The sequence below is a fragment of the Cellulomonas oligotrophica genome, assembly GCF_013409875.1.
GTDB classification, from domain to species: Bacteria; Actinomycetota; Actinomycetes; order Actinomycetales; family Cellulomonadaceae; genus Cellulomonas; species Cellulomonas oligotrophica.
Genome location: NZ_JACCBK010000001.1, coordinates 1998118 through 2014605 on the forward strand (window position 1 = coordinate 1998118; position 16488 = coordinate 2014605).

General features: G+C 73.2%; 23 protein-coding genes and 2 pseudogenes. 14 read left to right on the forward strand and 11 right to left on the reverse strand.

Going from position 1 to position 16488, the window contains the following annotated elements:
* The first annotated feature begins 217 nt into the window (after positions 1–217).
* Positions 218–607 (forward strand): ricin-type beta-trefoil lectin domain protein, encoded by a 390-nt coding sequence (locus tag BKA21_RS19080; RefSeq protein WP_218886991.1) that lies wholly within the window; start codon positions 218–220, stop codon positions 605–607.
* A 378-nt stretch (positions 608–985) separates the two neighbouring features.
* Here BKA21_RS19080 and BKA21_RS08810 read toward each other — a convergent pair whose 3' ends face one another.
* A complete protein-coding gene (locus tag BKA21_RS08810) occupies positions 986–1462 on the reverse strand; it encodes a VOC family protein (RefSeq protein ID WP_140457867.1) in 477 nt (158 codons plus the stop codon).
* Between the two features lie 78 nt (positions 1463–1540).
* Entirely contained in the window at positions 1541–1927 is a 387-nt protein-coding gene (locus BKA21_RS08815; RefSeq protein ID WP_140457868.1) for a winged helix-turn-helix transcriptional regulator, read from the reverse strand.
* A 77-nt stretch (positions 1928–2004) separates the two neighbouring features.
* On the opposite strand from BKA21_RS08815, the gene BKA21_RS08820 reads away from it, so the two are divergent.
* From BKA21_RS08820 to BKA21_RS08830, 3 genes are all read left to right on the forward strand, one after another.
* Positions 2005–2415 carry a Rid family hydrolase gene (locus tag BKA21_RS08820; protein WP_140457869.1) on the forward strand — a complete coding sequence of 137 codons (411 nt, stop codon included), beginning with the start codon at positions 2005–2007 and terminating at the stop codon, positions 2413–2415.
* Positions 2416–2526: 111 nt separating this feature from the next.
* Entirely contained in the window at positions 2527–3651 is a 1125-nt protein-coding gene (locus BKA21_RS08825; RefSeq protein ID WP_140457870.1) for a hypothetical protein, read from the forward strand.
* Between the two features lie 141 nt (positions 3652–3792).
* Entirely contained in the window at positions 3793–5091 is a 1299-nt protein-coding gene (locus BKA21_RS08830) for a cellulose binding domain-containing protein (RefSeq protein WP_239073019.1), read from the forward strand.
* Between the two features lie 3 nt (positions 5092–5094).
* Here BKA21_RS08830 and BKA21_RS08835 read toward each other — a convergent pair whose 3' ends face one another.
* The gene (locus BKA21_RS08835; protein WP_140457872.1) at positions 5095–5550 is read right to left on the reverse strand and encodes an HD domain-containing protein; all 456 of its coding nucleotides are present in this window, start codon (positions 5548–5550) and stop codon (positions 5095–5097) included.
* Positions 5551–5650: 100 nt separating this feature from the next.
* Here BKA21_RS08835 and BKA21_RS08840 point away from each other — a divergent pair, with 100 nt between their 5' ends.
* A complete protein-coding gene (locus tag BKA21_RS08840; RefSeq protein WP_140457873.1) occupies positions 5651–6031 on the forward strand; it encodes a hypothetical protein in 381 nt (126 codons plus the stop codon).
* 37 nt (positions 6032–6068) lie between these two features.
* On the opposite strand, the gene BKA21_RS08845 is transcribed toward BKA21_RS08840, so the two are convergent.
* Positions 6069–6263, reverse strand: coding sequence for a GNAT family protein (locus BKA21_RS08845; protein WP_179625343.1), 195 nt, complete (start codon positions 6261–6263; stop codon positions 6069–6071).
* Positions 6264–6477: 214 nt separating this feature from the next.
* Here BKA21_RS08845 and BKA21_RS08850 point away from each other — a divergent pair, with 214 nt between their 5' ends.
* On the forward strand, positions 6478–7230 hold the full coding sequence (locus BKA21_RS08850; protein WP_140457874.1) for a YqjF family protein: 753 nt from the start codon (positions 6478–6480) through the stop codon (positions 7228–7230).
* Between the two features lie 46 nt (positions 7231–7276).
* Here BKA21_RS08850 and BKA21_RS08855 read toward each other — a convergent pair whose 3' ends face one another.
* Positions 7277–8074 (reverse strand): MerR family transcriptional regulator, encoded by a 798-nt coding sequence (locus tag BKA21_RS08855; protein WP_140457875.1) that lies wholly within the window; start codon positions 8072–8074, stop codon positions 7277–7279.
* Positions 8075–8152: 78 nt separating this feature from the next.
* Between BKA21_RS08855 and BKA21_RS08860 the strand changes: the two genes are divergently transcribed.
* From BKA21_RS08860 to BKA21_RS08875, 3 genes are all read left to right on the forward strand, one after another.
* The gene (locus BKA21_RS08860) at positions 8153–8506 is read left to right on the forward strand and encodes a nuclear transport factor 2 family protein (RefSeq protein ID WP_140457876.1); all 354 of its coding nucleotides are present in this window, start codon (positions 8153–8155) and stop codon (positions 8504–8506) included.
* Between the two features lie 187 nt (positions 8507–8693).
* Positions 8694–10319: a cellulase family glycosylhydrolase gene (locus tag BKA21_RS08870; protein ID WP_203793578.1), complete on the forward strand. Its 1626-nt coding sequence runs from the start codon at positions 8694–8696 to the stop codon at positions 10317–10319.
* Positions 10320–10455: 136 nt separating this feature from the next.
* Entirely contained in the window at positions 10456–11262 is an 807-nt protein-coding gene (locus BKA21_RS08875; RefSeq protein WP_140457878.1) for an SDR family NAD(P)-dependent oxidoreductase, read from the forward strand.
* Positions 11263–11375: 113 nt separating this feature from the next.
* On the opposite strand, the pseudogene BKA21_RS08880 reads toward BKA21_RS08875, so the two are convergent.
* Positions 11376–11540, reverse strand: a pseudogene (locus tag BKA21_RS08880) (ATP-binding cassette domain-containing protein); the annotation flags it as partial.
* A 155-nt stretch (positions 11541–11695) separates the two neighbouring features.
* Here BKA21_RS08880 and BKA21_RS08885 point away from each other — a divergent pair.
* Together BKA21_RS08885 and BKA21_RS08890 are read left to right on the forward strand one after the other, a co-directional pair.
* Complete coding sequence (locus BKA21_RS08885; protein WP_140457879.1) at positions 11696–11938, forward strand: helix-turn-helix domain-containing protein; 243 nt, start codon at positions 11696–11698, stop codon at positions 11936–11938.
* Positions 11925–12530 (forward strand): Clp protease N-terminal domain-containing protein, encoded by a 606-nt coding sequence (locus tag BKA21_RS08890; protein ID WP_140457880.1) that lies wholly within the window; start codon positions 11925–11927, stop codon positions 12528–12530. Before BKA21_RS08885 ends, BKA21_RS08890 begins: the two co-directional genes overlap by 14 nt.
* A gap of 29 nt (positions 12531–12559) precedes the next feature.
* Here BKA21_RS08890 and BKA21_RS08895 read toward each other — a convergent pair whose 3' ends face one another.
* The 4 genes from BKA21_RS08895 to BKA21_RS08910 form a co-directional block, all read right to left on the reverse strand.
* The gene (locus BKA21_RS08895; RefSeq protein WP_257023420.1) at positions 12560–13291 is read right to left on the reverse strand and encodes an alpha/beta hydrolase; all 732 of its coding nucleotides are present in this window, start codon (positions 13289–13291) and stop codon (positions 12560–12562) included.
* A 184-nt stretch (positions 13292–13475) separates the two neighbouring features.
* Positions 13476–13823, reverse strand: coding sequence for a nuclear transport factor 2 family protein (locus tag BKA21_RS08900; RefSeq protein ID WP_140457881.1), 348 nt, complete (start codon positions 13821–13823; stop codon positions 13476–13478).
* Positions 13824–13891: 68 nt separating this feature from the next.
* Positions 13892–14320, reverse strand: a complete 429-nt coding sequence (locus tag BKA21_RS08905) for a hypothetical protein (RefSeq protein ID WP_140457882.1) — start codon at positions 14318–14320, stop codon at positions 13892–13894.
* A gap of 33 nt (positions 14321–14353) precedes the next feature.
* Complete coding sequence (locus tag BKA21_RS08910) at positions 14354–14812, reverse strand: hypothetical protein (RefSeq protein WP_140457883.1); 459 nt, start codon at positions 14810–14812, stop codon at positions 14354–14356.
* Between the two features lie 208 nt (positions 14813–15020).
* Here BKA21_RS08910 and BKA21_RS08915 point away from each other — a divergent pair, with 208 nt between their 5' ends.
* The 3 genes and pseudogenes from BKA21_RS08915 (at position 15021) to BKA21_RS20360 (ending at position 15989) form a co-directional block, all read left to right on the forward strand.
* Positions 15021–15380 (forward strand): VOC family protein, encoded by a 360-nt coding sequence (locus BKA21_RS08915; RefSeq protein ID WP_140457884.1) that lies wholly within the window; start codon positions 15021–15023, stop codon positions 15378–15380.
* A 124-nt stretch (positions 15381–15504) separates the two neighbouring features.
* Positions 15505–15780: pseudogene (locus BKA21_RS20355) on the forward strand (AlbA family DNA-binding domain-containing protein); the annotation flags it as partial.
* Positions 15705–15989, forward strand: coding sequence for a winged helix-turn-helix domain-containing protein (locus BKA21_RS20360; protein ID WP_140457886.1), 285 nt, complete (start codon positions 15705–15707; stop codon positions 15987–15989). The pseudogene BKA21_RS20355 and the gene BKA21_RS20360, both read left to right, overlap by 76 nt.
* Positions 15990–16004: 15 nt before the next feature.
* Here BKA21_RS20360 and BKA21_RS08930 read toward each other — a convergent pair whose 3' ends face one another.
* A complete protein-coding gene (locus tag BKA21_RS08930) occupies positions 16005–16442 on the reverse strand; it encodes a hypothetical protein (protein WP_140457887.1) in 438 nt (145 codons plus the stop codon).
* Between the last annotated feature and the right edge of the window lie 46 nt (positions 16443–16488).

Consider the following 16488-nt stretch of genomic DNA (forward strand, 5'->3'; position numbering starts at 1 on the left):
ACCGACCCTGCACCACCGCCGTCACCCGAGCACCGAGGAGCACCGAGCCGCTTCCCGTGCGGGAGAAGGCACAGGCCGAGCACGTCACCGACGTGGGGGTCGCCACGGCCCGCGCAACACACCGGGGGCACCGGACCAGGGCAGTCGAGGGCCGCAGGTACCGCACCGGTTCGTCGCGGTCCTGGAACCGCGGTCGCGCGGGAGTCACCGCAGCATCATGGAGGGCGACCGGTCCGTCCGTCACCGGAGATCACGACGTGCGCATCGCGGCCTCGACGGCGTTCGTCGGCCGCCGGCGTCAGAGCAGGTCCGCGAGCAGCCTCTCGGGTCGGCGCAGCACGTCGTACGTGCACCCGGCGTCCACGCCCACCGTGAGTGTGGCCGAGGACCGGTCGGTGACGAGCGTGCCGCCGCGGGCTGCGACGTTCTCCGTGACGAGGGCGGCGATGTCGGCCCGCGTCGCCCGTCGGGCAACGAGCGCGCGCGTGAGCTCGCCGACGAGGTCGTCGAGGTGCAGGGTGCCTCCACCGCCGACGGCGGGAACATCGTCCAGTACACCGATTGGAACGGCACCAACCAGCAGTGGCAGCTCGTGAAGGTGGGCTGAGCCCCCTCCGCCGGGACGCCCTCCGCACCGCCCGCGACGACGGCCCGGTGCGGAGGGCCCCGACGGTGACCTGGCTGACCGGCCCCGCCGCCTGGGCGCGTCGCGAGGCACCCGCGCAGTGGGCAGCCGGGATCGGGTAGCAGTTGTCCCTGATGCGGATATCCGTGTGACGCCGGTCCGAGACCAGATCGACACGGATATCCGCATGTCGGCGGGCGGGATGTTGAGGCACGAGCGCCGCCCTCAGCAGGACGAGGACGGCGACGGCTTCACCCGGCGGGTGCTGAGCGAGCTCGACGCGCGCTGGAAGCCCCGCTCTGCCTGGTCGTGACCAGGCAGAGCGCCGAACGGGAGCGACGCGCGCGGAGGCGGTGACGGTCAGTCGCGCGTGGCGTCGGTGCCGAAGCCGGGGCGCTCGGAGCGGGTCTCGAGCGGTTCCAGCTCCTGGAAGACGGTGATCTGCAGGCCCGCCGGCGCCTGGAGGCGCGCGTTGAGCGACCGCCACGGCGTCTCGGTCGGCTCGGCGATCACCTCGGCGCCGGCGCCGGCCAGGGCACCGGTGGTCGCGACGGCGTCGTCGACCTCGAACGCGACGCGGACGGCGGGCGCGACCTGCCGGCCGACCTCGACGTCGTCGATCATGCGCTTCTGGGCGGGGTTCGCGATCTCCAGGGTGGCGCGGCCGGCGTCGAGGATGACGACGCGGGCGTCGTCGTCCCCCTGGAAGGCCGCCTGCTCGGGGAGGCCGAGGACGTCGCGGTAGAACCGGACGGCCTCCTCGTAGTCGGCGGCCTCGACGACCAGCCGCAGCTGCCGTGCGCCGCCGGCGGGCGGCGTGGGGTGCTCACTCGTCATGGAAGCCACGCTAGGCGCCCGGCGCGGTCCGCGGGTGACGTCCGCGTGAGCCGCGGGAGAAGCACGGCAGGCCCTGGATCAGCGTGCGCCGTCCATCTCCTCGTCGTACCTGTCACGCGCCGCGTCGATGCTCGGCAGGTGCTCCGCCGCCCAGTGCAGGATCGCGTCGACCGGCGGGCGGAGCGTCTTGCCGAGGGGCGTGATCCGGTACTCCACGGCGACCGGCCGGGTGCCCAGCACGACGCGCTCGACGATGCCGTTGCGCTCCAGGCGCCGCAGCGTCGCCGTCAGCGACTTCTGCGTGACCGTGGGGATCGCCCGCCGGAGGCCGCTGAACCGCTGCGGGCGTTCGCACAGCTCGTTGAGCACGTCGAGGGACCACTTGTCGAGCACCTGGTCGAGCAGCTCCCGGTGCGTCGCGGTGATCGTCAGCCTGCCCTGCGCGTGCGCGTCGGTATCCGTCACGACACCCAGTCTCGTTGAGGTGCCCGCTCAGCACCAGGTATCCATGAGATACCCGACCAGTCGAGCGAGGAGTCACCATGACGGTCCACCTGTCGTCCCCCGAGGGCCTGATGCAGCCCGTCCCGTACCACCACGTCGCCGTCGCCACCGGCACCCGCCAGGTCCACGTGGCCGGGCAGATCGCCCGCAGCGCCGACGGCACGCCCCTGGCGCCGGGCGACCTCGCCGGGCAGGTCGCCCACGCCCTGCGCAGCACGCGCACGGCACTGGCAGGCGTGGGCGCCGGGTTCGAGGACGTCGTGCGCCTGACCTTCTTCGTGACCGGCTGGAGCCCGGACAAGATCGAGCCCTTCATGCGCGGGGTGGAGTCGGTCGCGGAGGAGATCGGCCTGCCGCTGCCGATGCCCCCGGCGTCGCTGATCGGTGTGGACATGCTCTTCGAGCCCGACGTCCTCGTCGAGGTGGAGGCCACGGCCGTCCTCGACTGACACGAGGCGCGCCCGCCGCAGGACCGGTGGTGACCGCGGCTCTTCCCGAGTCGCACGCGCCACTGGCACCATTCCGGCCGTGACCTACGGAATCGAGTCCTCCGCCCGCCGGTGACCGCCCCGACCGGGCCCCTGCCCGGATCCCCCATCACCCTGTACGAGCACGCGCGACGGTTGCACGAGCAGCACCCGGACGGCCCGCTCCCGGACGAGGGTGAGCCGTACCCGGACGAGGAACGTCACCGGGGGCAGGAGCGTCCACGCCGGAGGAGGTACGGGCCCCCCGCCGGCGCGGACGTCGCGGAAGCCCTCGACAACCACTTCCGTCGGGCCGACGCCCACCCCAGCGAGCTCGCCGAGGCGTTCCGCGGGCTCCACGTCTCGTTCTTCCCCAACGAGCACGTCACGGCGGCCGCACTGCGCGCGGACGGAGAGCGGGTTCGCCAGACGGGCCGCTGGTTGGTGCAGCACAGCACGGACCGGGATGCCGCCACGGTGGGCCTCGCCCTTCTCGCGTCAGGCACGGTCGAGGAGGACATCCCGCTGATCTGGACCATCGGTCTGCTCTCGGAACGGTTCGGCCCGTTGGCCGCGGACGCGCTGCAACGCCGCCCGAGGGGCGACGAGGCGCTGCTGTGGTTGGGCGCGCGGGTCGCCGGCTGGGGACGGGTCTACGTCGTCGAGGCGCTGTGCCGCCTGGCGGCCTCCCCCGACGTGCAGTCGTGGTTGCTGCGTCACGCGTGCAACGGCGAGATCCTGAACGGCTACTTCACCGGCAAGGTCGCCACCGCCGCACACCTGCACGAGGCGATCACCGGCACGGACGTCGACGACGCCGTGATCGACCACACCGGACGGCTCCTGCGGGTCATGACCTCCTGCTCCGGCATGGGGATGCACCTGGAGAACTACCTGCACGCCCCCGTCGTCCTCGCCGCCCACGCCGCGCACCTCGCGCGGCAGGCCCCGTCCGCGGACCGGTACGTCGATGCCGCCGTGATCGCCGACCACCTGGCGAGCACGCCTCCCGACGAGGAGAGCAGCTGCACGGCCGTGCAACGTGTCGCGCTCGCCCGGCAGTACCGGGCCGTGCTCGTCCGACCCGAGTGGCTCGACACCGTCCGCGCCGACCTCGAACCGGGCGGACGCGACGCCGCGTGGTTCACCGGCGGGGTCGCGAGACGGCTGGGCCTCGACGTCGGCATCCGGCCCTCGGTGCATGGGAGGCCGCACTGATCGCATCCCCGCGGGGGTACCGGGCGGCGTAAAGGTTTCGTGCCGCCCGCACGGCCCGCGCCGAGGCCACACTCGGTGCGACCCGTCGCCCACCGGAGGAACCCGATGTCCACGCAGAAGACACGCCGTTCGGTCGGAGGTGTGCTCGCTCTGCTGGTCGCGGGCGCCGCGCTCGTCGCCGCGCAGATGCCGGCGGTCGCGCTGACGCCGGGGGGCGAGGCGGGGCCGGTGACGGGCAACGCGACGTGGTTCGACAACCTCGGGTCGCCGTACGGGGGCTGCGGGCTGCCGCAGGACCAGCTCGAGACGCAGGACTGGCTCGCGCTGAACGTCTTCGACACCCCGGGCGACTACGCGATGTACCCGCGCCCGATGGCCGCCGACGACCCGAAGGTCGGCATGTGGGACAACGGGCGCAACTGCGGCCGCTGGGTGCGGGTGTCGATCGGCGACTACTGCACGGGCCTCAACGACGGCGCCGCCGGGCAGGCGTTCTGCCGCAACGGCTCTTGGGTCGAGGACGAGTACAACGGTGCGACGCTCGACATGCTCGTCGCGGACAGCTGCGGCGACCCCAACGCGTGGTGCCGCGACGACCCGTACCACCTCGACCTGGCGCACCAGGCGATCAATCGGTTCGTGAAGGACGGCGCGCCCGTCGGCGACCTGGAGCCCGCGCACTGGGGCAACCGCCAGGTGACGTGGGAGTTCATCGAGGCGCCGGACTACGCCGGCGACATCGAGATCGGGTTCATCCAGGGCTCGGAGCGGTGGTGGGCGGGGGTGTCGATCAACCACCTGCCGAACGGCATCCACGGCGTCGAGCACTTCGCCGACGGCGCGTGGGTCACCACACCGATGAACACCGACATGGGGCAGTCGTACCTGGTGAGGCCGACCACGGCGGGCGGCACGGACTACCGGATCCGCGTGAAGGACGTGACGGACGCGTACGTCTTCGGCGGGCGGGAGTACGCGTTCTCGCTCCCCGCGAGCTGCGGCGGCAAGTGCTCGGCGCCGCGGACGGTGGTGAGCTACACGACGACCGAGGGCGACGGCTCGACCCCCTCCCCCACCCCGACGGTCACGCCGACCGCGACGCCCACGCCGACGCCGTCGGTCACGCCGACACCGACCCCGACGCCGACCAGCGGGCCGGCCACGTGCACCGCGACGTTCCGCACCGCCAGCGTGTGGCCCGGCGGCTACCAGGGCGAGGTCACGGTCACGGCCGGGGCAGCCCCGCTCACGTCGTGGACCGTCACCCTGCCGGGCGCGTCGGTGAGCAGCCTGTGGAACGGCGTCGCGACGACGTCCGGCTCGACCGTGACCGTGCGCAACGCGTCCTACAACGGCACCGTGGCTGCCGGCGGGACGACGACCTTCGGGTTCATCGGCACCGGCGCACCCGTCGCGTCGGCGCTGGGCTGCGCGTCCTGACCGTCAGCCCGCCGGGGCGTGCGGGTGCGCGAGCAGGCCGCGCGCCCGCACGTACTTGGCCACCAGCCGGGCCCGGGTCTGCTCGTCGAGCAGCGCCAGGCGCTCCGGGTCGGTGTTGTCGGCCAGGTCGGCGGCCTTGACCGCGATCGCGACGGGGTGCCGGTTCACCGCGGCGAAGTAGTCGTCGACGCTCTGCCCCGGCACCTTGCTCAGCGCGACCACGGCGGTGACGACGTCGTCGGGGATGCCCGCGGCGCACAGGTCGTCCGGGGTGACGTCGGTGTCCTCGACGACGTCGTGCAGCCACGCCGCGGCGACGACCCGCTCGTCACCACCGGCGGCGGCGGCGTGCCCGGCGACGCGCTCCGGGTGGCCGATGTACGGGGCCCCGGCCTTGTCGACCTGACCGCGGTGGGCCTGCGTGGCGATCCGGCGTGCGGTGGTGACGAGGTCGGTCATGGGCGCTCCCTCGGATCGTCGGTGTCCGTCGGCTAGCGTGCCAGGCACGACGACCAGGCGTCACGTCGCCGGTGCCTGTCCCGATGGTCGAGGAGCCGCCATGAGGTCCGCCTACCTGGTCTCGACGGAGAGGTCCCTCGAGGACGACGTGTGGTGTGCCGCGGCGCGCATGGGCGCAGAGGTGCGGGACCACGTCGCGCAGCACCGCGACGGCGAGGGCCGGTTGGTGACTGTCTTCGGGGCACTGGACCCGAAGGAAGCAGCGGACTGGCAGGAGGGCCCGTTCGAGTACCGCGGGCCCGGCTCCGCGCCCGACCTGAGCACGACGGTCGCCGTCTCGGTGGAGTGCCGGTGGGAGGACCTGTTCGTGTCGTGGGTCGCCCGGCTGGCCTCGCTCCTCCCGTACCCGGCCTGGGTCGTCGACGGCGACGGGGTGGTGTGGCCAGCCACGGACGTCGATCCCGCCGCTGTCTGTCTGTGACCGTGCCCGCGGCGGGCGCGTCAGGTCCAGGCAGCGCTCACGGGCGGTCGAGCCGGCGCTCCGCCCACCGCTCCTTCGTCATCTCGTACCGGTAGCCGCCGAGCTCGGAGCCCTCGACCGCCAGCATGTCCTCCGGCGTCTCCAACGTCTGCGCGACCGCCATGCCGACCTTCTCCATCACGCGCTGCGACGCGCGGTTGAGCGCCATCGTCGCGCCCCAGACGACGCGCACGTCGAGGTCGGCGTCGTCGGCGCGGAAGCGGCGCAGCTTTACGCGGTCGGTCGGGAGGTAGTCCGTCGCGCCGGCCAGCCTGCCGGAGCAGGTGACCCCACCGGCAACCCATGTTCGCGCCGCGGGTCCGGCCAGGGTGCGGCCTCGCGCAGCTGTGACGAGCGAGGGGGCCCGGGGCGCGCCACGCGGTCGGCCGCAGGTGCATAGTGTCGCCATGGAGCCGCAGCCCGTGACCGTGACGGCGCCGGAGATGGTCGGCAGGCCGATCATGGGCCAGTGGTGGCGCGACCTGACGTTCGTGCACTGGCGCGTCGCCCCCGAGGCCGTCGCCCCGTTCATGCCGCCCGGCACGCGGCCGGACGTGCACGACGGGTCGAGCTGGGTGGGGCTCGTGCCGTTCCGCATGGTCGGCGCCGGTGCCGCGCGCGGGCCCGGGCTCCCGTGGGTCGGCACGTTCCCCGAGACGAACGTCCGCCTGTACTCGGTCGACGAGCAGGGCCGCCGGGGCGTCGTCTTCCTGACGCTCGAGGCGTCGCGGCTGGCGTTCGTGCTGGGGGCGCGCGGGGCGCTCGCGCTGCCGTACACGTGGGCGCGGATGCGGGTGACCGAGGCCGACGGCATGATCACGTACTCCTCGCGGCGGCGGTGGCCCGGGCCGCGGGACGCGACGACGCACGTCGTGGTGCGACCGGGCGAGCCGCTGCCGCCCGGCGACCCGCTGGCGGAGTTCCTCACCGCGCGCTGGGGGCTGCACACACGTGCGTTCGGCCGCACGCTCTACCTGCGCAACCGGCACGAGCCGTGGCCGCTGCGCACCGCCGAGCTGCTCGCGCTGGACGACCGGCTCGTCGCCGCGTGCGGGCTGCCCGGGACGGCGGTCCGGCCGCCGGACTCGGTGCTGTTCTCCCGCGGCGTCCGCACGGAGTTCGGCCTGCCGGTCGACGCGCGGACGACCCCGACCACCTGACGCCGCCGCGTGGGCGACCGCCGGGCCGTCGGTCAGCGCCGGGCGGTTACGACGAGGACATGCGGAAGACCGGCCAGCCGATCTCCGTGCGCCACGCCGACGGGTCCGGGGTGTCCCGCGGGCCGACGACGTACGTCTCCCGCACGGGCCCGGCCACGGCCAGCGTGTTCGCCACCACCCACGCGCCGAGCTCCCCGTAGGTCACGTCGATGTCGTCGTGCTCGCCCACGTGGGTGGTGACGGCGAGCTCCACGGCCGGGAGGGCCGTGGGGTGGACGCGCCCCACGCGGGGCGGCCGGGCGGTGGGCCGGTAGACGAGCACGTGGCCACGGCCGTCCTCGAACAGCGCGTTGTCGTACAGGCCGCCCGGGGCGCCGCTCGGGGCGTCGACCGCGACGTCCAGCTCGGCCATCGCGCCGGCGTACCAGGCGAGGACGTCGTCGTGGGCGACATGGCCCGCGACCGCCGCGACCTCCGTGGCGGGCACCGGGCGCAGCTCGACGTCGACCGGCGCCGGTTCCGGCTGCAGCAGGCGGCGCAGCGACGCGACCGCCGCGCGCGTGCGGTCCAGCTCGTGCTCCAGCCGTCGGAGGTGGTCGGCGACCAGCCCGGCACGGGTCGCCGGGTCCGGGGACCGCAGGATCCGCGCGACCTCGGCCAGCGGCACGTCGATCTCCCGGAGCCGGTGGATCACCTGGGCGGTCGGGATCTGGTCCGGGCTGTACGCGCGGTAGCCGGTCTCGGCGTCGACGGCCGCAGGCTCGAGCAGCCCGGCGTCGTGGTACCGCCGCAGCGTGCGCACGCTCAGGTGCGTCAGGCGCGAGAACTCTCCGATGGCCAGCACCCACCCATCGTGCCCCCTCCCCCGGGGAGAGGGTCCACGCCTTGACCCTCCCCGCCGGGGACGCCCCAGCCTCACCGCATGACCGCACCGACACCCGTCCCGACCGACGACCTGCCCGCCGCCGTCCGCGCCTACCTCGCCGCGCACGCCGCCCGCGACACCGAGGCCGCGCTGCGCACCTTCACCCCGACCGCCGTCGTCGTCGACGACGGCACGACCTACCGGGGCACCGACGAGATCCGGCACTTCCTGTCGCACGCCGGCACCGAGTTCACCTTCACCGCCGAGCTCGTCGGCGCCGTGCACGTCGACGGCACGCACTGGCTCGTGACCTACCACCTCGAGGGCGACTTCCCCGGCGGTGTGGTCGACCTCGGCTACCGCTTCACCCTGCACGACGACCTGGTCGCCGAGCTCGTCATCGCCCCCTGACCCCCCTGTCCGTCTGCCGAGGCGGAACCGTGAGCGTCGACGTCTCGCTAAGAGAACTCTCACGGCCCATGGCGGCGTGAATCGATTCGACCTGCTGCGCCGGGTGAGGGCGCTCTGATGCAATGGCGCGTCCGCCGCCGGGTCGTCACGGCCTCGGCGGCACCCGTTGACGAGAGGGACCCCACCCGTGCGCGCACTACGCAAGGTGCTGACGGTGGCCGCGGCGGCCGCCGTCGCCCTGGCCGGATCGATCAGCGTCGCCCAGCCGGCGACCGCCGCCGCGGGCTGCCGCGTCGACTACACGGTGTCCAGCCAGTGGCAGGGCGGCTTCAACGCCGCGGTGCAGGTCACCAACCTGGGTGACCCGATCAACGGGTGGGACCTGCGCTTCACGTTCGGCGCCGGGCAGACCATCGGCAGCCTGTGGAACGGCGTCGGCACCCAGTCCGGGGCCACGGTCACGGTGCGCAACGCCGGGTACAACGGCGCACTGCCCACCAACGGCTCCGCGTCGTTCGGCTTCATCGGCACGTCGGGCGCGACCAACCCCGTGCCGACGTCGTTCACGCTCAACGGCACCACGTGCACCGGCGGGGCGGCCACGCCGACCACCTCGCCCACGCCGTCGCCGACGACGTCCCCCACGGCCACGCCGACCCAGTCCCCGCGGCCGACGACCACGCCGACCCCGACACCCACCCCCACGCCGACGGCCGGGGCGGTCACCCTGAACGCCACGCAGCTCGTCACCGCGCTGGGCCAGGGGTGGAACCTCGGCAACCAGCTCGAGGCGAACATCAACGGCGTGCCGAGCGAGACCGCGTGGGGCAACCCCGTGATCACGGGCGCGATCTTCGACCGCATCAAGGCGTCGGGCTTCGACACCGTCCGCATCCCGGTGTCGTACCTCGGCAAGATCGGCCCCGCGCCGAGCTACACCGTCGACCCCGCGTGGCTGACCCGGATCCAGCAGGTCGTCAAGCTCGCCCACGACCGCGGCCTGTACGTCGTCATCAACATGCACGGCGACGGGTACAAGAGCGTCGGCGGCTCCTGGCTCATCTGCGACGCGTCCGCGCAGGACCCGATCAAGGACAAGTACCAGAAGGTCTGGCAGCAGGTCGCCACCACGTTCCAGTCCTACGACGGGCGCCTGGTCTTCGAGTCGATGAACGAGAACTTCGACGGGCAGTACGGCGCGCCCACGCAGCCGTGCTACTCCAACATCAACGCCTACAACCAGATCTTCGTCGACACGGTGCGCAAGACCGGCGGCAACAACGCCTCGCGCTGGCTGCTGGTGCCGGGCTGGAACACGAACATCGACTACACGGCCGGCAACTACGGCTTCGTGATCCCGACCGACCAGTACCGGTCGACCGCGATCCCCGCCGCCGAGCGCCGCATCATGATCTCGGTGCACTACTACGACCCGTGGGACTTCGCCGGCACCGAGGACGGCACCATCACGCAGTGGGGCCCGAACGCGACCGACCGCGCGAAGACGTCCACGTGGGGCCAGCAGGACTTCATGGACGCGCAGCTGAAGAAGATGCGCGACAGGTTCACGGCCAACGGGTACCCGGTGTTCATCGGCGAGTACGGCTCGATCGACAAGACGTTCGCCGACGCGTCGAACGACCGGTACCGCGCCGACTACGCGCGGACCCTTGTCGCGACGGCCAAGAAGTACGGCATCGCCACGGCCTACTGGGACAACGGGCACAACGGCCAGTACGGGTTCGCGCTGTTCGACCGCCGCACCGCGACGGTGACCGAGCAGGGCATCATCACCGCCATCACGGGGTCCTGACGACAGGACCGCTGACGGCTCGCTGACCGGCTCGTGGTCGGGTTGTACCGACCACGAGCCGGTCAGCCGTCGGCGCGCCCGACAGGCTCCGTCGAGGCCTTGCCCGACGCGCTCGTCACCCGACAGAGTCGTCACCATGGTCGGCTTGACGCAGTTCCAGGGCCGGGTCGCGGTGCTGACCGGCGGCGCCTCCGGGATCGGGCTGGAGCTGCTCCTCGGGCTCGCCCGTCGGGGAACCCATGTCGCCGTCTGCGACGTGGACGCCCGCCGGCTCGACGCCGCCGTCCGCCGCGCCAGGTCTGTCGAGCCCGACGTGCGGGTGACCGCCCACGTGCACGACGTCGCCGACGAGGCGGCCGTCGGCCGGCTGCGCGCGGAGGTCGCCGAGCAGCACGACACCGACGCCGTCCACCTGCTCGTCAACAACGCCGGGATCGTCGGTGGGACGTCGTTCGTCACCGGCCCGCGTGAGGAGTGGGACCGGACGTTCGCCGTCTGCTGGTCCGGCACCTACCACTGCACGCGCGCGTTCCTGCCGATGCTCCTGGCCGCCGACCAGGGGGTCGTGGTCAACACGTCCTCGGTGAACGGCCTGTGGGCGAGTCTCGGCCCGCGGTCCCCGCACACCGCCTACGCCTCGGCCAAGTTCGCGGTGCGCGGCTTCACGGAGGCCCTGCGGGTCGACTTCCAGGCCCACGCCCCGCACCTGTCGGCCGTGCTCGTGCTGCCCGGTCACGTCCGCACACGCATGCCCTCACCTCCGCGGACGTGGCGACGCGCCCTCGGGCAGCTCTTCGCCGACTACCAGCCGGTGACCGCACCGGCGGCGGCGGAGACGATCCTGGAGGCGGTGGGTCGGGGTGACTGGCGGGTGGTCATCGGCGACGACGCCGCGGCGGTCGACGCGCGGGTCCGCGCCGACCCGTGGACGGCCTACGACTGAGGCGAGCCCGCGCAGCCGGGCTCACGCGACGCAGACGACCCCGGTGCTGCCGTCCTGGTCGGCGATCACGGTGAGCGCCGGGGCGTCGCTGTCGTCGACCACCGTCCCACCCGGGACGTGGGGCGCTCGAGCCCGACGACGACGCGCATCGTCGTGGACTTGCCGGCCCCGTTGGGCCCGAGGAACCCGGTGACGGTGCCGGGCCGAGCGGTGAACGTCAGCCCGTCCACCGCCGTGGTGCTGCCGTAGCGCTTGGTCAGCGCGTCCACCTCGATCATCGCGTCTCCTCGTCGTCGGGCCCCTGCGGGTGTCCGTCGATGACGCTACGAACGGCGAGGGGGGCGGCAGCACCTGCCGTCGGAGGAGCACGGAACCCGGACGCAATTGTCAGATCAGGTTGACATCTCGCCGATGTCAGACCAGGCTGACACACATGGACCTGGAACGGGTGGAGGACGCCGCGACGACAGCCGACCCGCGGGAGGGGCTGCGCACCGTGGTGGCGCTGCACCGGCTCGCGGACCGGCTCGAGGACCTGCACGTGGCACGCGCACGCGCGCTCGGCATGTCGTGGGCCGACATCGCCGCCGAGCTGCAGGTCACACGGCAGACCGTCCACAAGAAGCACAGTCGCCCCCGCGGCACGCGCAGATGGAGCACCGATGCTGATCTATGACGAGACGTTCGTGGCGACGATGGACGCCACCCGCGACGAGGCCACCGCCCTGGGAACGGACGCCTACGGCTCCGAGCACCTGCTGCTCGGGCTGCTGACCGCGGCCGACGACCTCACGAGGCGCGTCGTCGAGGAGTTCCCCGGGCTGACGCCCTCCGTGGTGCGGGACGCCGTCCGCGACGCTGCCGACGACGCACCCCACCTGGCCCGCCTCGGACTGACCGCTCCCCCGGCCCCGGCCACCGACGCCACGCGCCGGGCCGCCCCGCCGCGCGTCAAGCACCGGCCCGAGCTGCAGGCCGCCCTGAACCGGGCCACGGCCGCCTGGGGCCACCTGCGCAAGGCCCACGCGCTGCCGAAGGAGCGACGGCTGAGCAGCGCCGTCCTCTGGCTGGCCGTCCTCGAACCCTCCGCCCGCGCACCGCGGCTGCTCGACGCCCTGGGCATCGACCCCGACGCCGTGCGCACGGCGGTGCTGCGCACCCTCGTCCCCGCCGGCACCCCGGCGCCCACCTGGCCCACGGACCCCCCGGTCGGCCCGGTCACCCGCCTCGCCCACCGCATCTTCGGACGCACCCACGTGGCCCGCTGAACCCGGCGAGCGCACGGCACCTGCGCCGGTCAGGCGGGTGGCGCGAGCGCCCACCGGAGGGCGTCCGGGAGGAGGACACCGCCGTGGTTGGGGCTGTGACCGCCGTCGCCGAGCACGAGACGCGCGTCGTAGCCGGCCTCGACCAGCGCGGCGCCGACACGGAGGTTCTCGGCGAGCCAGTTCCGGGCGGGCGCGTTCCAGTTCAGGTCGCGATGCCCGGCCTGCAGGAAGAACCGCAGCGGCTTCCGGGCGCTCCGGGCGAGGAGGTCCGGGTAGGGGTTGCCGCCGGGCATCTGGGCGAAGCTCGACAGGAAACACACGGCACTGCGGAATCGGTCCGGGCGCATCCAGGCGGCCGTGAACGCAGCGTTGCCCCCGCTGCTCCCACCGCAGACGACCCATCGCCCAGGATCGTCCGTCACCGCGTACCTCGCGGTGACCATCGGGACGATCTCGTCGACCAGGAAGGTCGCGTAGCGGTCGTCGAACGCGTCGTACTCGACGTTGCGGTTCTTCGGCTGCTCGGCCCCCACCACCACGCCGGGCTCCACGAAGACCCCGATCGTGAAGGGGATATCGCCCTGATGGACGAGGTTGTCCAGGACGACCGCGCCGCGCACCTCGCCTGCCGGGTCGAGATACCACCAGCCGTCGTTGAAGACCACGAGGGCCGCCACCGGGGCGGACCCCTCGTGCGCGGGGACGTGGACCCACACCCGCCGGGACGTCCCGGGGTAGACCGCGCTCTGCGCCCAGAGCATCTCGATGGTCTCCCCCGCCGGAACGCCGGGAAGGCGGCTCGAGTCGGGGCCGTGCTCGTACGTGACCCCCTCGGTCCCGCGAGGCAGCGGTCGGAAGGGCACGGGAACGGACACACTCACCACCCTAGGGCGACGCACCTGGGGAGCAGGCGTCCCGACCGCCGCGGACCCGCCGACCGAGGGATCAGGCGTCCGCCGAGCCCTCGCGGTAGACCTTGCCGCGGCGGATCCGGCCGTGCGCGAGGTCGAGCACCGCGACCAGGGCAGCCGACCGGGCCTCGCCCTCGACGGTCCAGGTCTCCGTCATCTCGGCGGCGACCGCGTCCGTGCCGTCGATCACCCGCACGAGCGTCAGGTGCGGCTTCAGGTGCTGCATCGCCGCGGCGAAGAACGGTCGCAGACCACCTGTCGGCACGACGTGGTCGCCGGTGACCCACTGCGCGTCCGGTGCGAAGTCCGCCAGCAGACGGTCGACGTCCCCGGCGTTGAAGGCGTCGACGTGCCGTCGGACGAGGGCTTCCCGGGCATCCATGAACCCATCCTCCCGACCGCGTGGCGCGCCGGCCACGTCTCCGCGGGTGGGCACCGGCACCTGCCCGGTCAGGATCCCGACCCCGGCACGGGATCGACGGGCGACTGCCCCTGGCGGACGCGCAGGCACTGCTGGAACGCCACCTCGTCGTCCGTCAGCGCCTCCCACGCCCTTCGCTGGTCGGCGATCGCGGCCTCCGGCTCCCCGAGCTCCGCCATCTCCTCGGGCGAGACGAGCACCCCGTTGTGCGGCCCCTCGGTGTCGGAGGCCAGAGCGGCGTCGACGCGCGCGGAGACGTCCGCGTCGGCGCACCACTGCTCGGCGTCGCCGGCCGTCGGCTCAGGCGAGGGAGCGGCGGCACTCGCCTCCCCCTCCGCGAGCGCTGCGGCGGCCGCGGCCTCCCCGGTCCCGGCGGACGCGTCACCGGTCGCAGGAGCACATCCCGCCAGGAGCAGCAGGCCGCTCCCGACGAGCACGAGCAGAGACGTCGATCGCACGGCCAGCACCTTCCCCCCCGGAGACCTGCGAGCCTACGGACCGACGGGCCCGCGGATGGGTGTTTCGACGAACGGGTCGGCTCTCCCCGTCGCGCGCCGGATCTCGGCGAGGTACTGCGCCCGGTCGAAGTGCAGGTCAGGGACGTCCCAGCAGCGCCCTTCGGTCGTGGGCGTGGTCGTGGCGAGCGGCGAGTCGAAGACGCCCGTGAAGTCGCGCGCGTCGACCCACGACACCCGGCGCCCGTCCGGCGACGGAATGACCACGGGCGCGACCACGCCGCACCCGGCCTGGCCGCACGTGCAGCGGTAGATCGCCACGCGCCGCCCCAGGTCGTCGGGCAGCAGCGGCGAGTCGTCGCCGAGCATCTCGGCGGGGTGGAAGCCCTGCCAGCCGGGCACGACGCCCTCCCACGGCGCGGCCCCGTCGACGAGCACCGTCATGACCGGCTGGTCGGGACACCCGTCGAGCGTCTCGACCCTCAGCTCGAGCACGGACAGGGGTCGAGCACGGACTCGCGACATGCGCATGGTGATCGGCGCTTCGCGGCGCACCGGGGCCATCGACGGAGCTGAGGACCGTAGGGTCGCACACCCGGCGGTCGGCGTCCTGGCCCATCCCTGGCCACTGCCGTGCCGACGCCCCATCCCGCTACTGTGTCGATGTCAAGTTTCTCGATGTCGATATAAAAGTGAGACGCCCATGATCCACCATGTCCAGCTCATGTCCCCACCCGGCTCCGAGGACCTCTCCCGTGCGTTCTACCGCGACGTGCTCGGCCTGGACGAGATCCCGAAGCCCGCAGCCCTCGCAGTCCGCGGCGGATGCTGGTTCCGCGGCGCCGGCATCGAGCTGCACCTGAGCATCGAGGAGGACTTCCACCCTGCCCGCAGGGCGCACCCCGGCCTGCTGGTGACCGATCTGAGCGGCCACGCTCGGCGCCTGGGGGCGGCGGGTCACGCCGTCGAGTGGGACGACGGCCTACCAGGCATGCGCCGCCTCCACTGCCACGACCCGCACGGCAACCGCATCGAGCTCCTTGAACCCAGCATCAGCGACTGAGGCCCCGCACAGCGCGACACCCTCGGCGACGCTGCCGTCACGCGATGCGGGTCGGGGTCTGCGTGCACGCTGTCCGCACCGGCACCTCCAGAGCGAACAACTGTAAAACTGTTGCAGTACATGCATGCGGAACACCGATGCCGACCATGCTCTCGCGCAGCACGTCGATGCCGCCGTTGCTCACCTCGCCGAGCTGCCCGAGGGCCAGTGGTTCGAGCGCAAGTCCGGGAGGATCGCGCCCCGCGACCTCGCCGTACCGCTCATCGCCCTCGCGAACGCAGAAGGCGGGTACATCGTCGTCGGCATCCGCTCGGGCACCGTCGAATGTGTCAGCACGGCACGCCTGAACGATCTGCAGCAGGCGGCGCACGACTTCACGCAACCCGTCGTGCGGGCCCGGGCGGAGATCCTGACGACGTCGGGGGGCAAGGAGGTCCTGGTGCTCCGCGCCGCGCAGGCCGTCCGCTGGGCACGGGCCAGGTCGCCGACGCCGCAGGCGTCACTCGTCCGACCGCCTCGCGGCACCTGCAGCGGCTGCAGTCCGCCGGTCTCGTCGTGTGGGACGGGCAGTCACCCAAGGACCCGCGCGCGGCCTGGCGACTGGCCTGATCGGCGCTGCGTCGATCAGGTCGTGCGCAGGGCCAGGAGGAACTGGCCGCCGCCGGGCTCGACCTGGGCGGTGACGGCCAGGTCGGGGGCGAAGCGCGACAACCGGTCGACCAGCCAGTCGGCGGCCTGGTCGGCGTCGGCGCGGCTCGGGCAGCGGGCGACGACCTCGCGGCCGCCCTTGCGGCCGAGGCGCTCGACGGTCTCCGCGATGGGTGCGGGGTCGACGACGAACAGGTCGGGCGACCACGGCACCACGGGCTTGACCGCCCCCTTGCGGGTGTTGCAGGCGCGGTGCGCGAGCCGCTCGGTGCCGGCCGACTTCTTCGACTTCACGGCACCGAGGTCGACGCTGGGGCCGAGGTCGGAGTTGACGGAGGCGTCGGGGTCGACGGGCTGGTCGCACAGCCAGCAGCGCCACGAGTCACGGTCACCGACGGCGCTGAGGTTGCTCATGCGTCGCACGGTAGCCCCTCCGTGCCCACCTCCCGGGCCTTGACAG